The 20,712-nt window shown below is 31.5% G+C and carries 19 protein-coding genes; 6 read left to right on the forward strand and 13 right to left on the reverse strand.

The window, feature by feature from the left end:
• The first annotated feature begins 81 nt into the window (after window positions 1-81).
• On the forward strand, window positions 82-1,293 hold the full coding sequence (locus tag BN350_RS15015) for an ATP-binding protein (RefSeq protein ID WP_028044334.1): 1,212 nt from the start codon (window positions 82-84) through the stop codon (window positions 1,291-1,293).
• 192 nt (window positions 1,294-1,485) lie between these two features.
• Here BN350_RS15015 and BN350_RS15020 read toward each other — a convergent pair whose 3' ends face one another.
• Together BN350_RS15020 and BN350_RS15025 are read right to left on the reverse strand one after the other, a co-directional pair.
• Window positions 1,486-2,817 (reverse strand): hypothetical protein, encoded by a 1,332-nt coding sequence (locus tag BN350_RS15020; RefSeq protein WP_028044335.1) that lies wholly within the window; start codon window positions 2,815-2,817, stop codon window positions 1,486-1,488.
• Window positions 2,801-3,622 (reverse strand): MurR/RpiR family transcriptional regulator, encoded by an 822-nt coding sequence (locus BN350_RS15025; RefSeq protein WP_049945585.1) that lies wholly within the window; start codon window positions 3,620-3,622, stop codon window positions 2,801-2,803. Before BN350_RS15025 ends, BN350_RS15020 begins: the two co-directional genes overlap by 17 nt.
• A 180-nt stretch (window positions 3,623-3,802) precedes the next feature.
• Between BN350_RS15025 and BN350_RS15030 the strand changes: the two genes are divergently transcribed.
• The 3 genes from BN350_RS15030 to BN350_RS19435 are packed head-to-tail and all read left to right on the forward strand — an operon-like array spanning window position 3,803 to window position 7,103.
• Window positions 3,803-5,077, forward strand: a complete 1,275-nt coding sequence (locus BN350_RS15030) for a PTS sugar transporter subunit IIC (RefSeq protein WP_028044337.1) — start codon at window positions 3,803-3,805, stop codon at window positions 5,075-5,077.
• Window positions 5,064-6,494 (forward strand): glycoside hydrolase family 1 protein, encoded by a 1,431-nt coding sequence (locus tag BN350_RS15035; protein WP_028044338.1) that lies wholly within the window; start codon window positions 5,064-5,066, stop codon window positions 6,492-6,494. Before BN350_RS15030 ends, BN350_RS15035 begins: the two co-directional genes overlap by 14 nt.
• Before the next feature lie 54 nt (window positions 6,495-6,548).
• On the forward strand, window positions 6,549-7,103 hold the full coding sequence (locus tag BN350_RS19435) for a DUF6198 family protein (RefSeq protein ID WP_478209956.1): 555 nt from the start codon (window positions 6,549-6,551) through the stop codon (window positions 7,101-7,103).
• A 49-nt stretch (window positions 7,104-7,152) separates the two neighbouring features.
• Here the strand turns inward: BN350_RS19435 and BN350_RS15045 are convergent, their stop codons facing one another.
• From BN350_RS15045 to BN350_RS15065, 5 genes are all read right to left on the reverse strand, one after another.
• Window positions 7,153-8,058 (reverse strand): alpha/beta hydrolase family protein, encoded by a 906-nt coding sequence (locus tag BN350_RS15045; RefSeq protein WP_028044339.1) that lies wholly within the window; start codon window positions 8,056-8,058, stop codon window positions 7,153-7,155.
• 193 nt (window positions 8,059-8,251) lie between these two features.
• Window positions 8,252-9,706 (reverse strand): TrkH family potassium uptake protein, encoded by a 1,455-nt coding sequence (locus BN350_RS15050; RefSeq protein ID WP_028044340.1) that lies wholly within the window; start codon window positions 9,704-9,706, stop codon window positions 8,252-8,254.
• Window positions 9,703-10,368: a potassium channel family protein gene (locus BN350_RS15055; protein ID WP_028044341.1), complete on the reverse strand. Its 666-nt coding sequence runs from the start codon at window positions 10,366-10,368 to the stop codon at window positions 9,703-9,705. Before BN350_RS15055 ends, BN350_RS15050 begins: the two co-directional genes overlap by 4 nt.
• Complete coding sequence (locus BN350_RS15060) at window positions 10,365-10,811, reverse strand: potassium channel family protein (RefSeq protein WP_049945586.1); 447 nt, start codon at window positions 10,809-10,811, stop codon at window positions 10,365-10,367. The genes BN350_RS15055 and BN350_RS15060 overlap by 4 nt, the downstream gene beginning before the upstream one ends.
• Window positions 10,808-11,185, reverse strand: coding sequence for a hypothetical protein (locus BN350_RS15065; protein WP_028044343.1), 378 nt, complete (start codon window positions 11,183-11,185; stop codon window positions 10,808-10,810). Before BN350_RS15065 ends, BN350_RS15060 begins: the two co-directional genes overlap by 4 nt.
• Window positions 11,186-11,405: 220 nt before the next feature.
• Between BN350_RS15065 and BN350_RS15070 the strand changes: the two genes are divergently transcribed.
• A complete protein-coding gene (locus tag BN350_RS15070; RefSeq protein WP_028044344.1) occupies window positions 11,406-12,068 on the forward strand; it encodes a DUF5680 domain-containing protein in 663 nt (220 codons plus the stop codon).
• 10 nt (window positions 12,069-12,078) lie between these two features.
• Complete coding sequence (locus BN350_RS19440) at window positions 12,079-12,591, forward strand: pyridoxamine 5'-phosphate oxidase family protein (RefSeq protein ID WP_081652937.1); 513 nt, start codon at window positions 12,079-12,081, stop codon at window positions 12,589-12,591.
• Here BN350_RS19440 and BN350_RS15080 read toward each other — a convergent pair.
• The 6 genes from BN350_RS15080 to kdpA form a co-directional block, all read right to left on the reverse strand.
• Window positions 12,532-13,233: a response regulator gene (locus BN350_RS15080; protein ID WP_028044345.1), complete on the reverse strand. Its 702-nt coding sequence runs from the start codon at window positions 13,231-13,233 to the stop codon at window positions 12,532-12,534. The genes BN350_RS19440 and BN350_RS15080 overlap by 60 nt on opposite strands.
• Window positions 13,226-14,053, reverse strand: coding sequence for a sensor histidine kinase (locus BN350_RS21450; protein ID WP_231385300.1), 828 nt, complete (start codon window positions 14,051-14,053; stop codon window positions 13,226-13,228). The genes BN350_RS15080 and BN350_RS21450 overlap by 8 nt, the downstream gene beginning before the upstream one ends.
• A gap of 272 nt (window positions 14,054-14,325) precedes the next feature.
• Entirely contained in the window at window positions 14,326-15,906 is a 1,581-nt protein-coding gene (locus BN350_RS21455) for a DUF4118 domain-containing protein (RefSeq protein WP_231385301.1), read from the reverse strand.
• A gap of 152 nt (window positions 15,907-16,058) precedes the next feature.
• Window positions 16,059-16,664 (reverse strand): potassium-transporting ATPase subunit KdpC, encoded by a 606-nt coding sequence (gene kdpC, locus BN350_RS15090; protein ID WP_028044346.1) that lies wholly within the window; start codon window positions 16,662-16,664, stop codon window positions 16,059-16,061.
• Window positions 16,665-16,678: 14 nt separating this feature from the next.
• Window positions 16,679-18,745, reverse strand: a complete 2,067-nt coding sequence (gene kdpB / locus BN350_RS15095) for a potassium-transporting ATPase subunit KdpB (protein ID WP_028044347.1) — start codon at window positions 18,743-18,745, stop codon at window positions 16,679-16,681.
• 16 nt (window positions 18,746-18,761) lie between these two features.
• Window positions 18,762-20,576, reverse strand: coding sequence for a potassium-transporting ATPase subunit KdpA (kdpA, locus tag BN350_RS15100; RefSeq protein WP_028044348.1), 1,815 nt, complete (start codon window positions 20,574-20,576; stop codon window positions 18,762-18,764).
• Window positions 20,577-20,712 lie beyond the last annotated feature (136 nt).

Consider the following 20,712-nt stretch of genomic DNA (forward strand, 5'->3'; position numbering starts at 1 on the left):
AATTCTATTGACCAAAAATGAATATTTTTTGATTTTGGTCAATAATAATGATACACTATAAATAGAAAAGGTGGTTAAAGTATGAAATTAATTGAAAGAACATTTTATTTAAATCAATTAAAAAGTATTCAAGGTACACCAGATATTAAAGTTATTACTGGGGTGCGAAGATGCGGAAAATCAAAACTTTTAGTTTCATACATGGACTGGATAGATAAAAACGATAATAACGCTAATATTATCTATATAAACATGCAAGAAACTGAAAATGAATTTTTATTAGAATATCATGCATTACATGAATACATTTTAAAACATTATGATGCCACAAAAAATAATTACTTATTTATAGATGAGGTTCAATTATGTCATCAATTTGAAAAAGCGATTAATAGTATTCATACAAAAGAAATATATGATATCTATGTTACAGGATCAAATGCCTTTTTACTGAGTAGTGATTTAGCTACACTTTTCACTGGTAGAACATTTATTATTGAAGTATATCCATTCTCTTTTAAAGAATTTCTATTGTATTTCAATAGAACAGATTATGACCAAGCTTTTAATGATTACTTAAAAATTGGTGGGTTTGCTGGTTCTTATCTGTATCAAGATTTAGACCAAAAATATAATTACTTACAAAGAGATGTTTACGACATAATTGTAACGAGAGATATAGTTACTAAATACAAAATTAGAAATAAAGGTTTATTTGAAAACTTAACTCATTTTCTTATAGATAATATTTCTAATTTATCTTCTGCAAGAAACATAGTTCATTATCTAAGTAGTCATAAAAACAAAGCAAGTCATAACACAGTAATAAATTATATTAATTATTTGTGCAATGCTTTTGTCTTTTATGAAGTGAAAAGATTTGATTTGAAAGGAAAAAAATATTTGTCTACTGAACAAAAATTTTATTTAGTGGATCATGCAATTAAATATGCTATTTTAGGTACTAAAAATCAAGACTTAGGAAGAATACTAGAAAACATAGTCTATATGGAATTAAAAAGAAGAGGATACGAAATATATATTGGTAAACTTTATAAAAAAGAAATTGATTTTGTAGCTATCAAAAGAAATGAACAAATATATATTCAAGTTTCAACATTTTTAGATAATGAAAGTACAATGAAAAGAGAACTAGATCCATTATTAAATATAAAAGATGGATATCCTAAAATGATAATTGCTAGAACTCATCAAGAACAATATTCTATTGAAGGTATCAAAGTTATTGATATTGCAGATTGGCTCATTAATGATTCACTTTCTTCAAATTAAAAATGAATTATGTTTGTAACCAATTAAGCAAATAAAATACCATGCAAGTAAAAATTCTATTGACCAAAAATGAATATTATTCAATTATGGTCAATAGAAACAATATATTCCCTTGTGTTTTACACTTGCATAAGTGAAAAGAGGTCTCACTCCTTAATTTATAAAGAGTTGTACCTCTTTTTTATTTAAAATCTATCTTTTCATCCATGTTTTACCTTGATTAGTAGATATATACATAATATATCTATCTTCAATAGCATTCATATGTTTATAGATTTTTAAATAGACTTTATTATCCTGTATGTAAGGAATGGTGAAATAATCATAATCATCATTGTCAGTTACCTTCACCTCTTTGAAAGACTTTCCACCATCTTGTGTTCTATATAAATGAGAATAATCTCCTTGAGCACGTGTCATCTTAATAAAACCAACCGATTCATTGATAAAACCAATTTCTGGAGACGTTCCTATTTCTGTATGAAATGGATTATTATTCCAATATATCCAGTTTTTTCCACCATTTGTTGTTTTATCTAAAACATAGAAATAACTTCCCGTTGCCCCGTCTGTGCAACGCAAACGATATCCAATATTTTTATCAATATAATACTCTGCTTCAACTAATCCATCACCTGCTTCTTTTCCAATTCTTTTATCTGGTTTAAGCGTTTGAGCGGAAGATGTATCATCGGAATCATGAGTTTGTGGTTGTTCTATGACTTGATGATCAGACTCAATTTTTTCTGGTGTCACTTTTATATATGAAGATGATAGTTCATAATACAATGATTCTGCATCGCTTTTTGAAGAAACAAATTCAACTGTATAAGCTGTTTGTGGAAATGTTATTGTTCTTAATTTTTCTACAAATGTCTGCCATGAAGGATATTGGTCACTTTCTTCGCCATATGATACATTAGATATTTTCACATGAATTTGACTTGTATAATACTCTAAATGATATATGTACTTATTGAGATAAAGCAAATCTAAAGAAAATGACTGAATTCTATTAGAATTATCGCATGTCAAATGGCTATGGTATAAATCCACGTCTTTACCATCAACAATATCTTGTACTTTTTGATCAATGATTTTAATACCCTTTTCATTCATCATGATTTTTGATACATCAAACGTATCATCATATTCTTGGGCTTTGAATTCATTCTTGACTGCAGAAATATCCTGTATTCCATAAGCAAATAAACATGTACTTATCACTATCAATAAGATTCCTAAAATTTTCTCGATTTTATATGGAAACAAATGAAATTCAACGGTTATTTTTTGTATCGAGAAAATGATACACGCTATAATCCATACAAGCAATCCCAATGCAAAAAGAATAACACATCCTAAAGCCACAACAAAATCATAACTATTCCCATAAACTTGTAATTTTAAAAATGTGTACAAACAATATATAAATATCAGATATATACATACAAAAATAATATTGATTAAATTCTTACCAAATAATAATACTCGCTCTTTCATAACATTATCTATTCCTTTCATTCCTATATTCAGTCAGATAAGCCGTTAATAATATAAAGAAAGATTGAAGTACATGACTAGATATATAATTGGATTCAAAGAACCCATTAATATGGGAGAAATCTACAATTTCTTTAAATGAATAATCCGTATTCATCAAATTATATGATAACAATATAGATTTATCATAATTATTGCTGATAACTGATGAATCAGAGTGTTCAAAGATTTGATCTAACCAGAACCCTGTTAAAGATATAATAAACACCATATCTGCTAAATGATATGTCTTTTCAATCAAAGAATATTCTGCATCTCTATCTACTTCATAAACAACAATATCAAAAGAACGCATCATTTCACAAAACAGATTTGCTGATGAAAAACCATGCAAGCCTGTATACACAACGACTTTTTGACACTCTGATAACTGCTTAGCAATACGACTGATTTGTTGATGATCAAAAAGGATAAATAAAGATTCATAGAGTTCTTGTGTTGACTGTGTAAAATAATTATAGAAATCTTTTGGATTATGACAGATATGATTATCTAAAATATTTTTAGTGAGTCCTGGGAATTTAACAATTGTTGCCTCTTCTTTAATTTGAGAGAAACCTAGATATCCTAATTTTTTGCAAAACTTCGTTACTGTTGATGGCGTGGTATTAGATAAATAAGCAATCTGTTCAATGGACACATCTGGAAATTCCGATAACTTATCTAACATCACTTTCGCAATAATAAAGTTTGTATCAAATTTCTTAATATTAAAAAGATATTCTGTCAAACGCACCTGTAAAGTTAAACTACTATAACGCTCCATAATACACTCCCCTTTTCACCCTTATTTTATCACACTTTTCAAGTATAGCATATGTGCAAGATGAAAGCATTTTCCAAAAGTGGAAAATGAAATGCTTTGCGTATTCATGACACTATACATATAATGAAGTCAGTTGTTAATCATGATAAACACTAAAAATCAAATAAGGAGAGAGTATTTATGAATAAACTTACAAAGATTTTAGAAACAACGCTCATTCCTGTTATGAACAAAATTTCTAATCAAAGACATCTCGGTGCTGTTCGTGACGGGCTTATTGCGACAATTCCATTAACTATTATTGGGGCAATATTTTTATTAATTCCAACATTCCCTTGGCCACAATCTTATGTGCAATTTATGGCTGATAGTCCTAAAATTGTATCAGTATTAATGATACCATTTCAATTAACATTAGGTCTATTATCAGTTTATGTATCTTTTGGTATTGGTTTAAAATTAGCTAAATCTTATGGATTTGATGGTTTAGCAGGTGGTATTTCTGCAACACTCACATTCTTTACAACAATTGGCTTTACAGCTTTAGAAGAAGGATCTTTTCTAAGTACAGCATACTTAGGTGGAGAAGGTATGTTTACAGCTATTATTTCTGCTATTTTTGCAGTTGAAATTATTCATTTATGTGAAAAATTAAATTGGAAAATTAAATTACCTGCTTCTGTTCCACCGAATGTAGGAAGTAGTTTTGATTCATTAATTCCTATTACAATTTCAGTGACATTAATGGCAATTATTGTTCATTGGTTTGGTTTTGATATTAATCAGTTAATTTCTACTATTATTACACCATTATTAGGAGCATCATCAGACTCTATTTTCTTACCATTAATTTATGTCACTTTAACAGCATTAATGTGGTTTGTTGGTATTCATCCCGCTGTTTTAGCAGCCGTATTAACTCCAATTTGGATGGTAAATTCTACAGCTAATATGGCGGCTGTCGTTGCAGGAACTCCAATTCCTCATATTGGAGTGCAACCATTTATCTTTACATTCTTGTGGATTGGTGGTGGTGGTGGAACACTAGCACTGTGTCTCTATATGTGTTTTTCAAAGAGTCAATCTTTAAAGAGTTTAGGACGTTTAAGTATTGTTCCAAGTATCTTTAATATTAATGAACCAATCCTATTCGGTGTTCCTATTGTCTTAAATCCAATATTAATCATTCCATTCTTATTAGGCCCAATTATTTGTACAATTATTACTTATATCGCTTTTACATCTGGGTTAGTTCAAGGTATGGGGTATCCACTTGCTGCTGCATGGAACTTCCCTTCATTTATCGCAGGACCATTATGTACTGCTCATTGGAGTGGTGCTGTATTAGTTATTATTAACTTTATTGTTTATTGTCTTGTATATTATCCATTTTTTAAAGTATTTGAAAAAAGAACATTAGAAGAAGAAGGAGGATTAGAAAATGAAGTACAATAAATTTGAATTTCCTAAAGATTTTCTATGGGGTGGAGCAGTTGCTGCTAACCAATTAGAAGGTGCTTATGATGAAGGTGGTAAAGGATTATGTATTGCTGATATTAATGAATTTAAAGGTGATTTACCACCAGAAAAAAGATCTAATAAAGAATTAAGTACAAAAGAAGTAGAGGATTTATTAAATAAAAAAGATGGGAATTTTCCTAAAAGATTAGGTATTGATTTCTATCATACTTATAAAGAAGATATTGCTTTATTAGCGGGTATGAAAATCAAATCTTTTAGAACATCTATTAACTGGGCAAGAATCTTTCCTAATGGTGATGATGAATTACCAAATGAAGAAGGTTTAAAATTCTATGATGATCTCTTTGATGAATTATTAAAATATGGTATTGAACCATTAATTACCTTATCTCATTATGAAATGCCATTAAATATTGCCTTAAAATATAATGGATGGTATAACAGAAAAACAATTGATATGTTTGAAAAGTATTGTCAGGTTGTTTTTGAAAGATATAAAAATAAAGTTAAATATTGGATTTTAGTGAATCAAATTAATTTAATTACTTATGAATCATTTAATCATTTAGGCATTCCAAGTGATCGTGTTGATAATTTATTAGAAGCAAAGTATCAAGGTATCCATAATGAGTTGGTGGCTTGTGGTCGTGCCATGAAAATAGGTAGAGACATCAATCCTGAATTTAGAATAGGTGTAATGACTTATTATGGTAATGCTTTCCCTGAACAAGGAAGTTCAGAAGATATGTTAGCTGCTATTCAATATGGGCAACTGCAATATTATTATACAGATGTAGAAGTAAGAGGATATATTCCTTCATATATGTATCGTTTCTATGAAGATAATCAATTGAACATAGAAATCACACAACAAGATATTGAAGATTTAAAGAATACTGTTGATTTTGTAACATTCTCATATTATTATACTTCAAATATTAGTGCATCATCTCAAGATACAATTCCTAACAAACATATTAAGAATGCTAATGAATGGGGATGGGGTATGGATCCTGTTGGATTACGTGTTGCTTTAAATGAATACTATGATCGTTATCAGTTACCAATTATGATTACTGAAAATGGTATGGGATTCTATGAAACACTTGATGAAGATGGTCATATTCATGATGATTATCGTGTTGAATTCTTAAGAGAACATATTCTTCAAATCAAAGAAGCTATTCATGATGGTGTTGATGTGATTGGATATTATCCTTGGGGGCCTATTGATCTGGTTAGCTGTTCTTCGTCAGAAATGGAAAAACGTTATGGTTTCATTTATGTAGATTATGATAATAATCATAAGGGAACTGGAAAAAGAAGTATTAAAGATAGTTATTATTGGTATAAAAAAGTCATTGAAACAAATGGTGAAAATTTAGGATAATTCATTTCATGAAATATCAAAAAGAATTTATACAGTGCCTATTTGCGACATTTTGTGTCGCAAATAGGCACTTGTCTCTATGCTGATTGTCAGTTAGGTGCTGATAGTTTAACCGTCTTTCTTGATGGTATGAATAAAACTACGCATTTATCTATTTCTTTCATTGATCAATTTTTAATTATTATCATGTTATCGATGGCATACTTTATCAATAAACAGCATATTGGTATAAGTACTATTATCCATACTATAACCATTGGATTATTTATCTTATTAGCAAGTCAACTCATATCTCCCTTAGAGTTAACAAAACAACCTTTTATGATTAAACTCATTGGTATCCTTTTTGCAGAATTGAGTTTTGCTTTTGGATTTGCCCTTATGCAAAAATTCACTTTTGGAATGGCCACTGCAGATGCATTTATTTATGGATTGGTAGAAAAAACACATCTAAGTTATATTCAAATACATTTTATATTTGATATATTCTTTTTTACAATAGGTTTTCTATTAGGTGGAACAATTGGTATTGGAAGTATTCTTTATGTATTAACTTCTGGATGGTTAACTTACAAAATAAGAATTATAATAAATAACTATATACAGTAAAAGAAGATTTAAAATAATTGTTATAATATTATTTTAAATCTTCTATTTTTTATTTTAAATTGTTGATTAAAAATTGAACTGTTTCATCAACAAGGAGTTGTCTAGGAACTTGTGACCCTGAACCATCTGCTGCATCAAAAACATGGTCACTATTAGGGACATTTAAAACTTCTATTTTCTTAGCTGCATTGATGACTTTGTTTGTTGTTTCTTTGCTGACATACTCATCAAAACTATCAATTGCAATCATAAGTTCTCCATTATATTCAGCAATATTCTTTAATGGATCTGAATTCTTATTTTCTTCAAAGAATTTGAGACTACAGTCCACATATGGTTCTCCCCATAATTTAAATGGAGAAGAGCCTTTTTCTTTCGCTTCATTATACATCTTTTCAACCTCTTTCATGCCACCCATGAAATCAGCAAGACCATCAAGTCCAGTATTGGCTGCTGGTGCCCATAAGGCTGCTGCCTTTATCTTATCATTAAGATATAATGACGCCATTCTTCCGCCCATACTATGCCCGATTAATCCAACATGGTTTTGATCACCATTGTATTTTGATTGCATTATTTCAATAGCACTTGTTATATCATTTGTCATATTTGTAATATCATAAGCTGTATAAGGTTCCTGACTTTCGCCATTTCCTGGGAAATCAATACGAATACTTGCAATCCCATTTTCAGCAAGTTGTTTAGCTGTTGGCTCAAAATTATTACAACCATTACGTTCACCTATAAATCCATGAAGCATAACAACATAAGGATACTTATCTTCCGTTTTAGGAGTCACAACAGTGGCTGGTATCTCTGTTTTTCTTTGAGAAATTACAGTTATATCCTCACTTGTGTATTCAAAAACTTGATTTGTTTCTGGTTCTTTATTTTGGCACCCAGATATAAAAACAAACGCTAATAAACAACATAATAATAATTTTAATTTCTTCATTTTTTACCTTTCCCTCTTCTTATTTTATTGATGCTATGATATCCATTTTTTATATCATCATTTCGGCCGATATTATATGACTCCATTATTCAATTTTTATCATAACATTCAATCTATCTTTATTATAAATGTCTCATTAAATACTTAAATAGAACATTTTTCCCTTTATAAAGAGGAAATGATAACATCGTTATTAAACTTTCAATTTATAACTAAGGGCACTTATTCCAATAAAGACAACAAAGATTTCAAGACGCCCTAATAACATACCACACATTTCAATAATAAGAATAATTGCTGGTGTTTCTGGTCCTGTTAATCCAATTGATAATCCTACTGTACCTAATGCTGAAGCAAATTCAAACATTGCACTCTGTAAATCACAATTTAAGAAAAAAGTAATAAGTCCAGTTCCAATGAGAAAGATAATAAAATAAATCAAAATATAACTAAGTGTATCTTGCATGAGAGTTGCATTGATTTCTGTTTTTCCTTGGGCGCGATAATGATAAATTTTATTCACACTACGTTTTGATGAAAGTTTTTGACGAAAGGTTTTTCTTAACGTTTGAAAAGCTATATAAATACGGGTTAGTTTCATTCCTCCAGCAGTAGAACCATAACCACCACCGATTAACATTAAGATAATTAATGCAAAAACTGCAAGCGTAGGCCAGTTTTGATAAGGCATGGTTGCATATCCTGTCGTAGATAATGCAGACACAACATTAAAGATAGCAATTCTTAGACTTTCACTAAAATTGATATAGAGAGAATAACTTAACGAAACGGCAACGATAAATGTAAACACTATAGCCAAAATACTAAACAATCTTAACTCACTTATCTTGATAACCTGTTTCCATTTTCTTTTGACCATTAATAATAAAACAGCAAAATTCGTTGTTCCAATGACCATTAAGAAAATAGTCACCCACTCAATAGCAACACTTCGATAAGCACCAATACTATCAACCTGAGTAGAAAAACCACCTGTTGATAAAGAACACATAGCATGAAAAAGACTATCAAACCAATTCATTCCAAAGACATAGTAAAGAACAGAGCCAATGACCAATGATATAAAATAAATACCAAAAATCATACGAACTGTATCAATCAATCTAGGCTCTAAACGATCAGGATGTCCTTCTGCATCATATAAACTAGCAGCCTGATTCTCTTGCACAAAGAATAGAATCATCATAATAAAGCCTAATCCCCCACAAAACTGCATAAAACAACGATGAAATTGAAACAAATGATTCACTTTTGTCACATCAACAACTGATAAACCTGTTGTGGTCCAGCCACTGACCGCTTCAAATAAAGCCTGTACAAATGATAGCTGCCCACTAATCACAAATGGTAATGCTCCTAAAACAATCCCAATGAACCATGCATACAAGACAGTTAAACTTCCTTCATGAATAGAAGATCGCCAATGATTAGGAAGACGTCTTTTGGGATAACAATAACAAATCCCCAACCCTAATAGAATAGCTATGAATGCAGGAATAAGAAAGGCATAAATCTGATAAATATCTTGAGGATAGAAGACAATCGTTACTAATGGAACCAGCAATAACATTCCTATTAAAATAAGAAACTGACCATAATAATTATTACTTTTTAAAATTTGTTTCATTGTCCTGTCATCTCCCTTGTCACTTGATCTTGTACAGAAGTATCACAAATGACAATCAAAGTATCATCCTTAAGAATTCTAGTATCACCTCTTGGTACAATACCCTGATCATTTCTTAAGATATATCCAACAATGGCTTGACTAGGTATTTTTAACTCCCATAGTTTTTTATTCACAATTGGCATATCCGATTTCATTTTTAATTCAATAATACTCACACGTCCATCTTCCATTGACATAATTTTCGTCATTTCATCTACAAATGCCTGTTGTTCAATAATTCCTGTAATGGCATTAATAGCACAAACAACTGAATCTATTCCCATTTGATAAAAGAATGATGTTTTTTGAGGATCACGGACTAAAGCAACTGTTTTTTGAATACCAAATTTCTTCTTACTTAATTCACAAATAACCAAATTATCATCATCTCTTTGCGTTAACGCAATAACAATATCTTTCTCTTTTGTATCTGCTTCTTCTAATATAAATGGTTTTGTTCCATCTCCATGAATAACTTCTAAATCATCAATACTTGCTAGTGTTAAACAATCGTTATAATTCATATTAATAGCTGTAACTTCATAACCCTTCGTAATTAATGAGTCAGCTAAAGACATCGCTTTATGAAGTCCACCAACCAATAAAACTTTCTTTTTCATAGCTTTTCTACCCCTTTTTCTTTTAAAATATCTTCAATACGATGAACAGATAGGAATGTTGGACATATGGTTTCAATTTGAAATTCATCATAAACACATTCTCTTTGCGGATCATATAAACGACATATAATTGTTTTCACATGATAAACTTCTCTTGCAATCTGAGATATCATAATATTGGTATTATCATTATCAGTCACAACAATCAGAATTGTATTTGAATGTATATTTAATTCTTCAAATGTTTCTAACTCTGTTGCATCACTCACTAATGTTAATCCGCCAAACGATGAAGATAGTTTACGAAAAGATATCTCATCTTTATCAACAACAATCACTTCTTTTCCTTCATCATACAAATAATCAGCCAAATGGGCTCCTAGTCTCCCACAGCCCATAATCACGATTCTATGAGACATATTCTTTTTATAAAATTCCATCATCCTAATTTCCTCCTTATCACACAATAATCTCTTTGTTTCTTTTTATCGATCATATCTTCCACATCCTGATCATGAAAGTAATATTTACGATGATATTCCATATCCACCAAGCGATCAATATTTGCTCGGGCTGGTCGATAGTCAGGTGCCAATGCCCAAGCAGCACGATAATGTTTCATTGCTAAAATCTTATTGTTTTTTGTTTCTGCAATGATTCCCAATAAATTCTGTGGCTGTGGTGCATCCGGATACTGCATTAACAGTTGTATGATTTTCATTTCACACTGTTGTGGAGAATCTTGAAGAAGTCTTTTCATTTCCTGACTTTCTTGTTCTAAGAAAAGATATTCTTGTAAATTTTCATTTGTTTTCATATTCTCCCTCCTTTGATACTTTTATTATAGATAAGCATCTGTGATTGTGGTGTGAGGAATAAAAGAAAGGTGTGAGAATGATGTGAGAATAATAAATGAGGTTGTTTTTCATTTGATTATTTGAAAAGCTATCATATCTCAGTAGCAAAATTGTCAACTTGGCTTGCTAGAGGATAATCATTGAGTATGTTATACTACTCATATAAAAGGAGGAATCATTATGTTTCATGATAAACTGATTTATTATCGAAAAAAGAATATGTTAACTCAAGAGGAACTTGCTGAAAAGTTATGTGTGTCCAGACAAACAATAACCAAATGGGAAACAGGGATGATTACCCCCAATCTAGAATACCTTATCGACTTATCTCATATCTTTGGTATAACTATAGATCATCTTATTAAGGATGATGATTGTTTTAGCGAAACTCCACAAATCGTCAATACAAATCAACTTATAACATTTCTTGTTGAAGCCAAAAAATCAACATATGCTACTCATCAAAATAAAATCAATTCTATAAGAATTGGTTCCCATGATTATATTTATAATAAAGGTCAATATAAATATTGTGATTCTTTCTTTGGAGCATCATCATTTTCAGGGCAAGAAATTGTTTATAATGATGATTGTGTATGCTGGTCTATGAATTATTATGGAACTGTTTATAGTGATTATTTCAGTGGTGATTATCTGAAAGAAGCATTGTTGATGGTTAATGAAAAAAGACCCTTTAGGGGTCCAGAGATTTATACAAGAGGAGAATATACATATGTTTCACAAGTAACAGGAGACTTTTTGATATTTCAAGGACATGAGGAAATTTATTATCAGTCACAAAAAATATATGATGCTTTGTTTCATGGTGGAATTATTAAATAGGAGAAGAAAAATGAATAACAGTTATACCAATAAATACAATGATATATTTCAACAAATAGGAGATCATGCAAAAATCGTTTTAGCAACTTCTCATGACAATAAAGTATCAGCTAGAAAAATGAGTTTTCTCATAAGAGATGGTCTTTTCTACTTTCAAACAGATAAAACTTTGAGAAAATATCAAGATATTATAGCCAATAATAATGTTGCATTATGTCTTGATAATATTCAAATTGAAGGCATTTGTAAAGAAATTGGACATCCTTTAGAACATCCAGATTTTTGTGAATCTTTTCAAAAATATTTCTTATCATCTTATCAAGCCTATTCACATTTAGATAATGAAAGATTATTCATAGTTGAACCAATCTTCATTCAAAGATGGAATTATATTAATGGCAAACCCATTATTGAACAGCTTGATATTCTTGAAAAGAAATATATTAAAAATCAAAAGTTAATTTTATTCTACCTTCAACATCCTATATCCTACACCTACATGTGTTTGAATATATTGAGGTGATGAAGGGTTTTTTTCTATCTTCTTTCTTAATGTCGCCATAAATACACGAAGTGAAGCCACATCACTTTCCCATGCACTCCCCCATATTTGATTGGTAATATAGGTATGCGTGAGAACCTTTCCCATATTTTTAGCTAATAAACATAACAACTTATATTCAATCGGTGTCAAATGTAATTCCACATCTTCTAGATAAGCACATCCAGCACTATAATCAATTTTTAATCCACCATTAATCACTATAGAAGAATGCATATTCTGATTTTCTATATAGTTTAAACGTCTTAAAGTAACACGTACGCGTGCTAAAAGTTCTTCAACAGAAAAAGGCTTTGTCAAATAATCATCTGCACCAGCATCTAATGCCTCTATTTTATCATTATCTTCACTACGAGCACTAATCACTATAATAGGCATATTTGACCAACTACGAACCTTTTTAATAATATCTATACCCTCTATATCAGGGAGTCCTAAATCTAATAGAATAATATCAGGATTATGAGTTGATGCTTCTAATATCGCAGCTTCACCATTTGCTGCTTGTAGATATTTATAATCATGTGTCTGCAATGTTGTTGAAATCAAATTGCGTACAGCACTATCATCTTCAACAACCAATATGACAGGATTTTTATTCATGTAAATCGACCTCCTCTGTTGGTAAGACTACTCTTAATATAGCACCTTTAGGATGATTATCAAGCACTTTTATAGTTCCATGATGAGCCTTGATAATAGATTTACATAATGCTAACCCAAGTCCTAAACTTCTACGACTATCTGCAACTTTCATATTGCCAGTATAGAACATATCAAAAATATGTTCTTTCATTTCATCATTGATTCCATTCCCATCATCTATAACATCAATATAAACATATTGCTGTTGTTGATAAATATGAATCATAATATGTGATCCCTTAGGTGTATATTTAATCGCATTATCTACAAGATTAATGATCACCTGCATCATTAATCTTGTATCCATCCTCACAAGAATAAGTTCATCATCTTGAACAATTTCAAGAAAATGTTCTTGACTCTGTCGACTTACATGACGCAAAGCCTCACTGACAACTTCATCAATTAATTCTGTTGTTAAATGAAGATTCATTGTTCCATCTTCAATTCGTGTCACAGATAAAAGATTTTCAACAAGATTAATTAACCATAATGAATCATTATATATATCTGAATATAGTTCTCGTTTCTTTGTTTCATTCATTGTTTCACTACTAGACAATAATATATTAGCATTTCCAGATATAGATGTTAATGGAGTTCTTAAATCATGTGATATAGAACGTAAAAGATTAGCTCGTAATTGTTCATTTTTAGCAATTAAATCTGCTTTAGATTTTTCTTCTATAGCTTTTTGGTTTTCAAGTGCCAATGCAGCATCACCTAAAATAGATAAAACGATACTATGTTCAAAAGAATCTAAAGCAAGATTATTCATTTTGATACCGACTACGCCATAAACATTCTCATTTACACGTAAAGCAAGATATAAACACTTTGCATTTCCTAATGTATGCGTTGTCGCTCCAGCATGTTTATTATTTTTATAAACCCAAGTTGCAACTGCTTTTTCATTATCATTTATGCAATCATCTAATGAATTTGTTTTTTGAATAGAATAAACAAGAGGAGACTGAATCCCTTGTTCATTAACGGGATAAAAGATAATATCTCTGTTTAATAGTTTTATGAATTGCTGACATATAACGTCTATAATCCCTTTTTTATTTTTTTTTGTAATAATTGATTTGTATCAAGTAATATCTTTGTTCTATAGGCTGTTTGGGCTGCTTTTTTAGTGTTTTTCTTCATTTGTACTGCTAATCCACTTGTTATAAAGGCAGCTAGAAACATAATGACAAAAGTTATTGGATATCCTGAATCATAGGCTTGAAATGTAAAATAAGGATCCGTAAAAAAGAAATTAAAGACAAGGACACTGACAACTGATGAGACAATACTATAGATTCTCTGACTTGTCATCACAGATATCATCAATACACCTAATATATAAATCGTAATAATATTAGCTTCGCTAAACCCTAACCATTGAAACAGATAACCAATTCCTGTCACAAATATTATAAAACCAATACTGATAATAAAATCTTTCATAGTAAACTGGATATTTTCTTTATGCTTTTGATAATGATAAGTAAGTGATTGTTTAACAGGAATAATATAAATATCTAAGTTAGGTGCAGCCGTTGTTAATTGTTCAACTAACGAGGATTTTGCAAAGAATCTTTTTTTGGTTTGACTTCTGCCCAAAACAATTTTTGAAACATTGGATAAACGAGCATATTCGGATATCTGATAAGCTACATCATCCCCACAAACAGCTTCAACTCTTGCCCCAAACTGCTGTGCTAAATGCATATTTTCACTTAATGTATGAAGATTCTTTTGATCCATATGTTCATAATCAGAAGTTTCTATATATAAAGCTGTTAATCGTCCTTTAAATGCCGATGCCATACGTGCGGCAGTTCGAATCACTTTTGCATTTGTTGGTGATGGTGAGATACAAACTAAAATATGTTCTCCTGTATAATAATCTCCATCTTTATCAGCCTTGGTAAGTTCAAACATTTTATTGATACGATCTGCGCATCTTCTTAAAGCAATTTCTCTTAAAGCTATTAGATTATCAATATCAAAAAAATTACCAAGAGCTTTTTGAGCTTGTTGTTTTTGATAAATTTTCCCATCCTCTAAACGCTCAATTAAGTCATTAGGTTCTATATCGACAAGTTCTACTTGATCAGCATCATCAAATACATAATCTGGGATACGCTCTCTTACTAAGATTCCTGTAATTGATGCTACCATATCATTTAAACTTTCAATATGTTGAACATTAACTGTCGTGTAAACATCTATTCCCGCATTTAAAAGTTCATTTATATCTTGATATCTTTTTTGATGTCTTAAACCTTCGGCATTAGTATGTGCTAATTCATCAACTAATATTAAGTCTGGCTTTCTAAGTAAGGCTGTATCTAAATCAAATTCTTTTAAATCAATTTTATGATGGGTTATCATTCTTGGTTTTAAACATTCCAATCCCTGAATTAACCTCATTGTCTCTGGACGAGCATGTGGTTCTACATATCCTATTACAACATCAACATCCCTGCTTTTTGCAGTATGTGCAGCTTGTAACATTGCATAAGTTTTCCCAACTCCTGCTGCATATCCAAAAAAGATTTTCAAATGACCCCTTCTCTGTTTTTCTTCCTGAGCTTGAATTCTCTTTAAGATTTCATCTGGTTGCATTCTTTCAAACATCCTTACCACCCCGCTTTATTTTATCACTCTTCACATAAAGATAGTATAAAGATTTATGATCTAGATAAAAAAGTCTCTCAGCTTGTTATCTGATAAGACTTTATTGATTTAAATCCTTAACTTAATGATATTGGATGAAAATCCATTATCTTTTATTTTAAAATACCATCAAGCATTAAATTCACTTTTAAGACATTTACTGTCTCTTCACCCAATATTCCTAAAAACTTTACATCAGTACATTTTTTAATAATGTCTTGAACTTTAGATTCATTCATATTTTGTGCTTTGGCAATACGTTCAACTTGATAGTTGGCAGCAGCAAGAGAAATATGTGGATCCAAACCACTTCCTGAACTTGTCACTAAATCTTCAGGAATAGGGATATTCTTTTTATCTGGATGTGAACTTTGGATCTTTTGGACACGTTGAGCAATTAAATCCTGATATTCTTGACTTGCCGGACTGATGTTAGATGGAGCAGCATACATAACTGGATCTCCATCTTGGTTGACATAAGTGGAAACATCAATATTCATAACACGACCCCACATATGTTTCTCATCTGTATATTGCTGACCTAGTAATTCACTTCCATATTTCTTCCCATCAACCTCAATAATACTTCCATTGGCTTGATCCGGAAAAAACACCTGTGCAATTCCTGTCACAATACCCGTATAAAACACTCCACAAACCAATGTAAAGATCATAAATATCATCAATGCTTTTGGCACTATATTTTTTAATATTCTCATTTTCTTCACTCCCCCTATACCAAATGACAAACAACTAACATTATATCAATAACTTTAATACAAATAAACGGTGCAACAATCCCACCTAATCCATATACTAATAAATTTCTAGATAATAGTTGTCCTGCAGTTGCTTCACGATATTTAACACCTTTTAAAGCTAATGGAATTAATGCAATAATAATGAAAGCATTATAAATAATTGCTGATAATACTGCACTTTGAGGTGAATATAAGCTCATAATATTTAAAGCCTGTAACCCAGGATATAATCCAACAAACAACGCTGGAATGATTGCAAAATACTTTGCAACATCATTGGCGATTGAGAAAGTTGTTAAACTTCCACGTGTCATTAATAACTGTTTACCAATTCTTACAACATCTATTAGTTTTGTTGGAGATGAATCTAAATCAACCATATTTCCTGCTTCTTTAGCGGCTTGTGTTCCGCTATTCATCGCAACAGCAACATCAGCTTGAGCAAGAGCTGGAGCATCATTTGTTCCATCTCCTGTCATTGCAACAAGATGACCTTTTGACTGAAAATCACGAATCATTTCAAGTTTTCCTTCTGGTGTTGCTTCTGCTAAAAAATCATCAACACCAGCCTCCGCTGCAATCGCTGCTGCAGTTAAAGGATTATCACCAGTAATCATAATTGTTTTGATTCCCATTTTACGAAGATCAGCAAATTTTTCCTGAACACCACTCTTAATAATATCTTTTAAATGAATCACACCTAAAATCTTATGATCCCTAGCAACTACTAATGGAGTGCCTCCCTGATGTGCAATCTCACTCACCACTCGTTCACAATCATGACTATAGACTCCACCTTGCTTTTCTACATAGTCTTTAATTGAATCAGCAGCGCCTTTACGAATTTCATGTCCAGCATAATTCACACCACTCATTCTTGTTTTAGCACTAAAGGGTATAAACTCAAGATTCTTATCTTCTAAACTCCTACCTCGAATATTAAACTTCTCCTTTGCTAAAACAACAACACTTCTTCCTTCCGGAGTTTCATCAGCCAATGAAGATAATTGTGCTACATCAGCTAATTCATGTTCAGTGCATCCATCAACAGAAATGAATTCATATGCCTGTCTATTTCCTAAAGTAATTGTTCCTGTTTTGTCCAACATAAGGATATCTACATCTCCAGCAGCTTCAATTGCACGCCCACTCATCGCTAGAACATTAGCTTGATTCAAACGACTCATCCCAGCAATTCCAATGGCTGATAATAACGCTCCAATTGTAGTTGGTGCTAAACAAACAAGTAATGCAACTAACGTCGTGACTGATGTTGGATTTTTTATCCCAGCCTGTGTTGCTGAAAATGACGAATAAGTATACAGTGATAATGTCACTAAAATAAAGATAATCGATAAAGCAACAAGAAAGATTTGTAAGGCAATTTCATTTGGTGTTTTCTTTCTGGCAGCCCCTTCTACCATGGCAATCATCTTATCTAAGAAACTATGCCCAGGTTCACTTGTCATTTCTACAACAATCCAGTCTGATAGAACTGTTGTCCCACCAGTCACTGCACTACGATCACCACCACTTTCTCGAATTACTGGTGCTGACTCTCCTGTAATCGCACTTTCATCAACAGAAGCTGCACCTTCTAATATTTCACCATCTCCAGGAATTTGTTCTCCAGCTTTAACAATCACAAGATTCCCTTTTTCTAGAGCTGTTGAAGGAACAACAACAAAATCATCCTTTTTATCAATAGAATCAATGAGATGTGCTTCAACATCCCTTTTGGATGCTCGCAAAGCATCAGCCTGTGCTTTTCCTCTTCCTTCAGCTATCGCTTCAGCAAAATTTGCAAATAATACTGTTAACCATAGAATGATGGCAATAGCTAAAGTAAATCCAGAGGTGGCATCTTGAATACCACCTAACGACATAAACCATAAACCTGTCGTTAAGATAGCTGATATATAAACCAAAAGCATAACTGGATTTTCAACCTGTGTTTTTGGATTTAATTTAATAAGCGAATCTTGAATTGCACGCATAAGTATTTTTTTATTTGTGAATGCTCTTTTTTTATTTTCCATATATCACATTCCTCCTTTAAAACATACTGAATAATTCAGCAAGTGGTCCCAATGCGAGTGCTGGGAAAAAACATAACGCACCTACAAGTAAGACAATAAAAATTAATAAGAAAACAAACATGACATTCGTTGTTGATAAAGTTCCTACTGTTACTGCAATCTTCTTTTTAGTGACCAAATTGCCTGCAATGGCTAAAGTTCCAATAATCGGTATGAATCTTGCAAACAACATAACCAATCCTAATGAAACGTTTAAGAAAACTGTATTAGCATTAAAGCCTGCAAATGCTGAGCCATTATTCCCACCACATGATGAATAAGCATATAATATCTCCGATAATCCATGAGCCCCTCCATTATTTATACTATCTACTGTACTTGGTAATGCTGTAGCAATACCACTTCCAATAAGTATCGCAATCGGGGTTGCTAAACAGACAACAACTGCCCATTTCATTTCATAAGGTTCAATCTTCTTTCCTAGAAATTCAGGTGTACGACCAACCATTAACCCAGCAATAAAGACTGTTAATATCGCAAATGCCAACATACCATATAATCCACAGCCAACACCACCAAAAATAACTTCACCTAACTGCATTAATAACATAGTGATCATACCACCAAGTGGTGTATAGCTATCATGCATTGAATTCACTGAACCATTTGAGGCTGCAGTAGTATAAGCTGCCCAGGTTGCAGAAGTCGCAATACCAAAACGTGCTTCTTTTCCTTCCATATTTCCACCTGGCTGATCAACCATTGAAATATCAACATTTCCACCTTGAGCCAACTGCGGTGTCGCATATTGCTCACTCACGGCTATAACTCCTAATGCTAAAACTAAACATATTCCCATAGCTGAAAATATAGCGATTCCTTGTTTTTTATTTTTTATCATTGATCCAAAGCTAAAACATAAAGCTGCTGGAATCAGCAAGATTGAAATCATTTCCAAAAGATTTGTAAAAGCATTGGGATTTTCAAGTGGATGTGCTGAGTTAACACCCATATATCCGCCACCATTTGTCCCTGTTTGTTTAATAGCAACCTGACTCGCAGCTGGTCCCATAGGCACAAACTGTTCAGTCACAATTTTTGCCCCTGACACGATTTGTCCATTCAAGCGAACTGTCTGACTATTAAGATCAATATTTGCATTTTCAATAATCTCGCCTTTATCATTTACTGCAATTGGTTCAACTAAAGATACATTTTGTGCTGGTTCAAAATTTTGAATAACACCACCAGCAACTAATAAAATAGCAATGACTAAATTAAGTGGTATTAAGATATGCAAGACAATTCTTGTCATATCTACCCAGAAGTTTCCTAAACCCTTTGATTTCACTTTCATAAATCCACGAATCAATGCAAACAATACCGCTATACCTGTTGCTGCTGAAACAAAGTTTTGAACAGTTAAACCAACTGCCTGAGTAAGATAACTCAATGTTGATTCACCACTATATGCCTGCCAGTTTGTATTCGTTACAAAACTTACAGCTGTATTAAATGATAAATCCCATTTAACACCTGATAAACCTTGCGGATTTCCTAATAATACTCCTTGTAATAACTGTAGTAAGAATAAAAATACCAAACCAATACCAGAAAAAACCAATACACTGATTACATATTTTTTCCAATTCATATCTTCACTAATATCAACACGCATCACTTTATAAACAAGTTTTTCACATGGTATCAGCAATCTTGATAAAAATGTCTTTTCACCATTCATAACCTTCTTGATGTATGCCCCAAGTGGGATAGCCAAAACAACAAGAACAAGTAAATATATCACATACTGTAAAATTGTACCTGTCATCATTTCTTATCTCCCTTCATGAGAATATACACATAATAGAATAATAAAATCATTGCAATGAAACCAATCATTGAGATAATAATCTCCATACTCTTTCCCCCTTTTCATTTCACACATAGTATATTCTGAATCATTT

This window comes from Candidatus Stoquefichus massiliensis AP9, assembly GCF_000455285.1.
Classification (GTDB): Bacteria; Bacillota_I; Bacilli_A; order Erysipelotrichales; family Coprobacillaceae; genus Stoquefichus; species Stoquefichus massiliensis.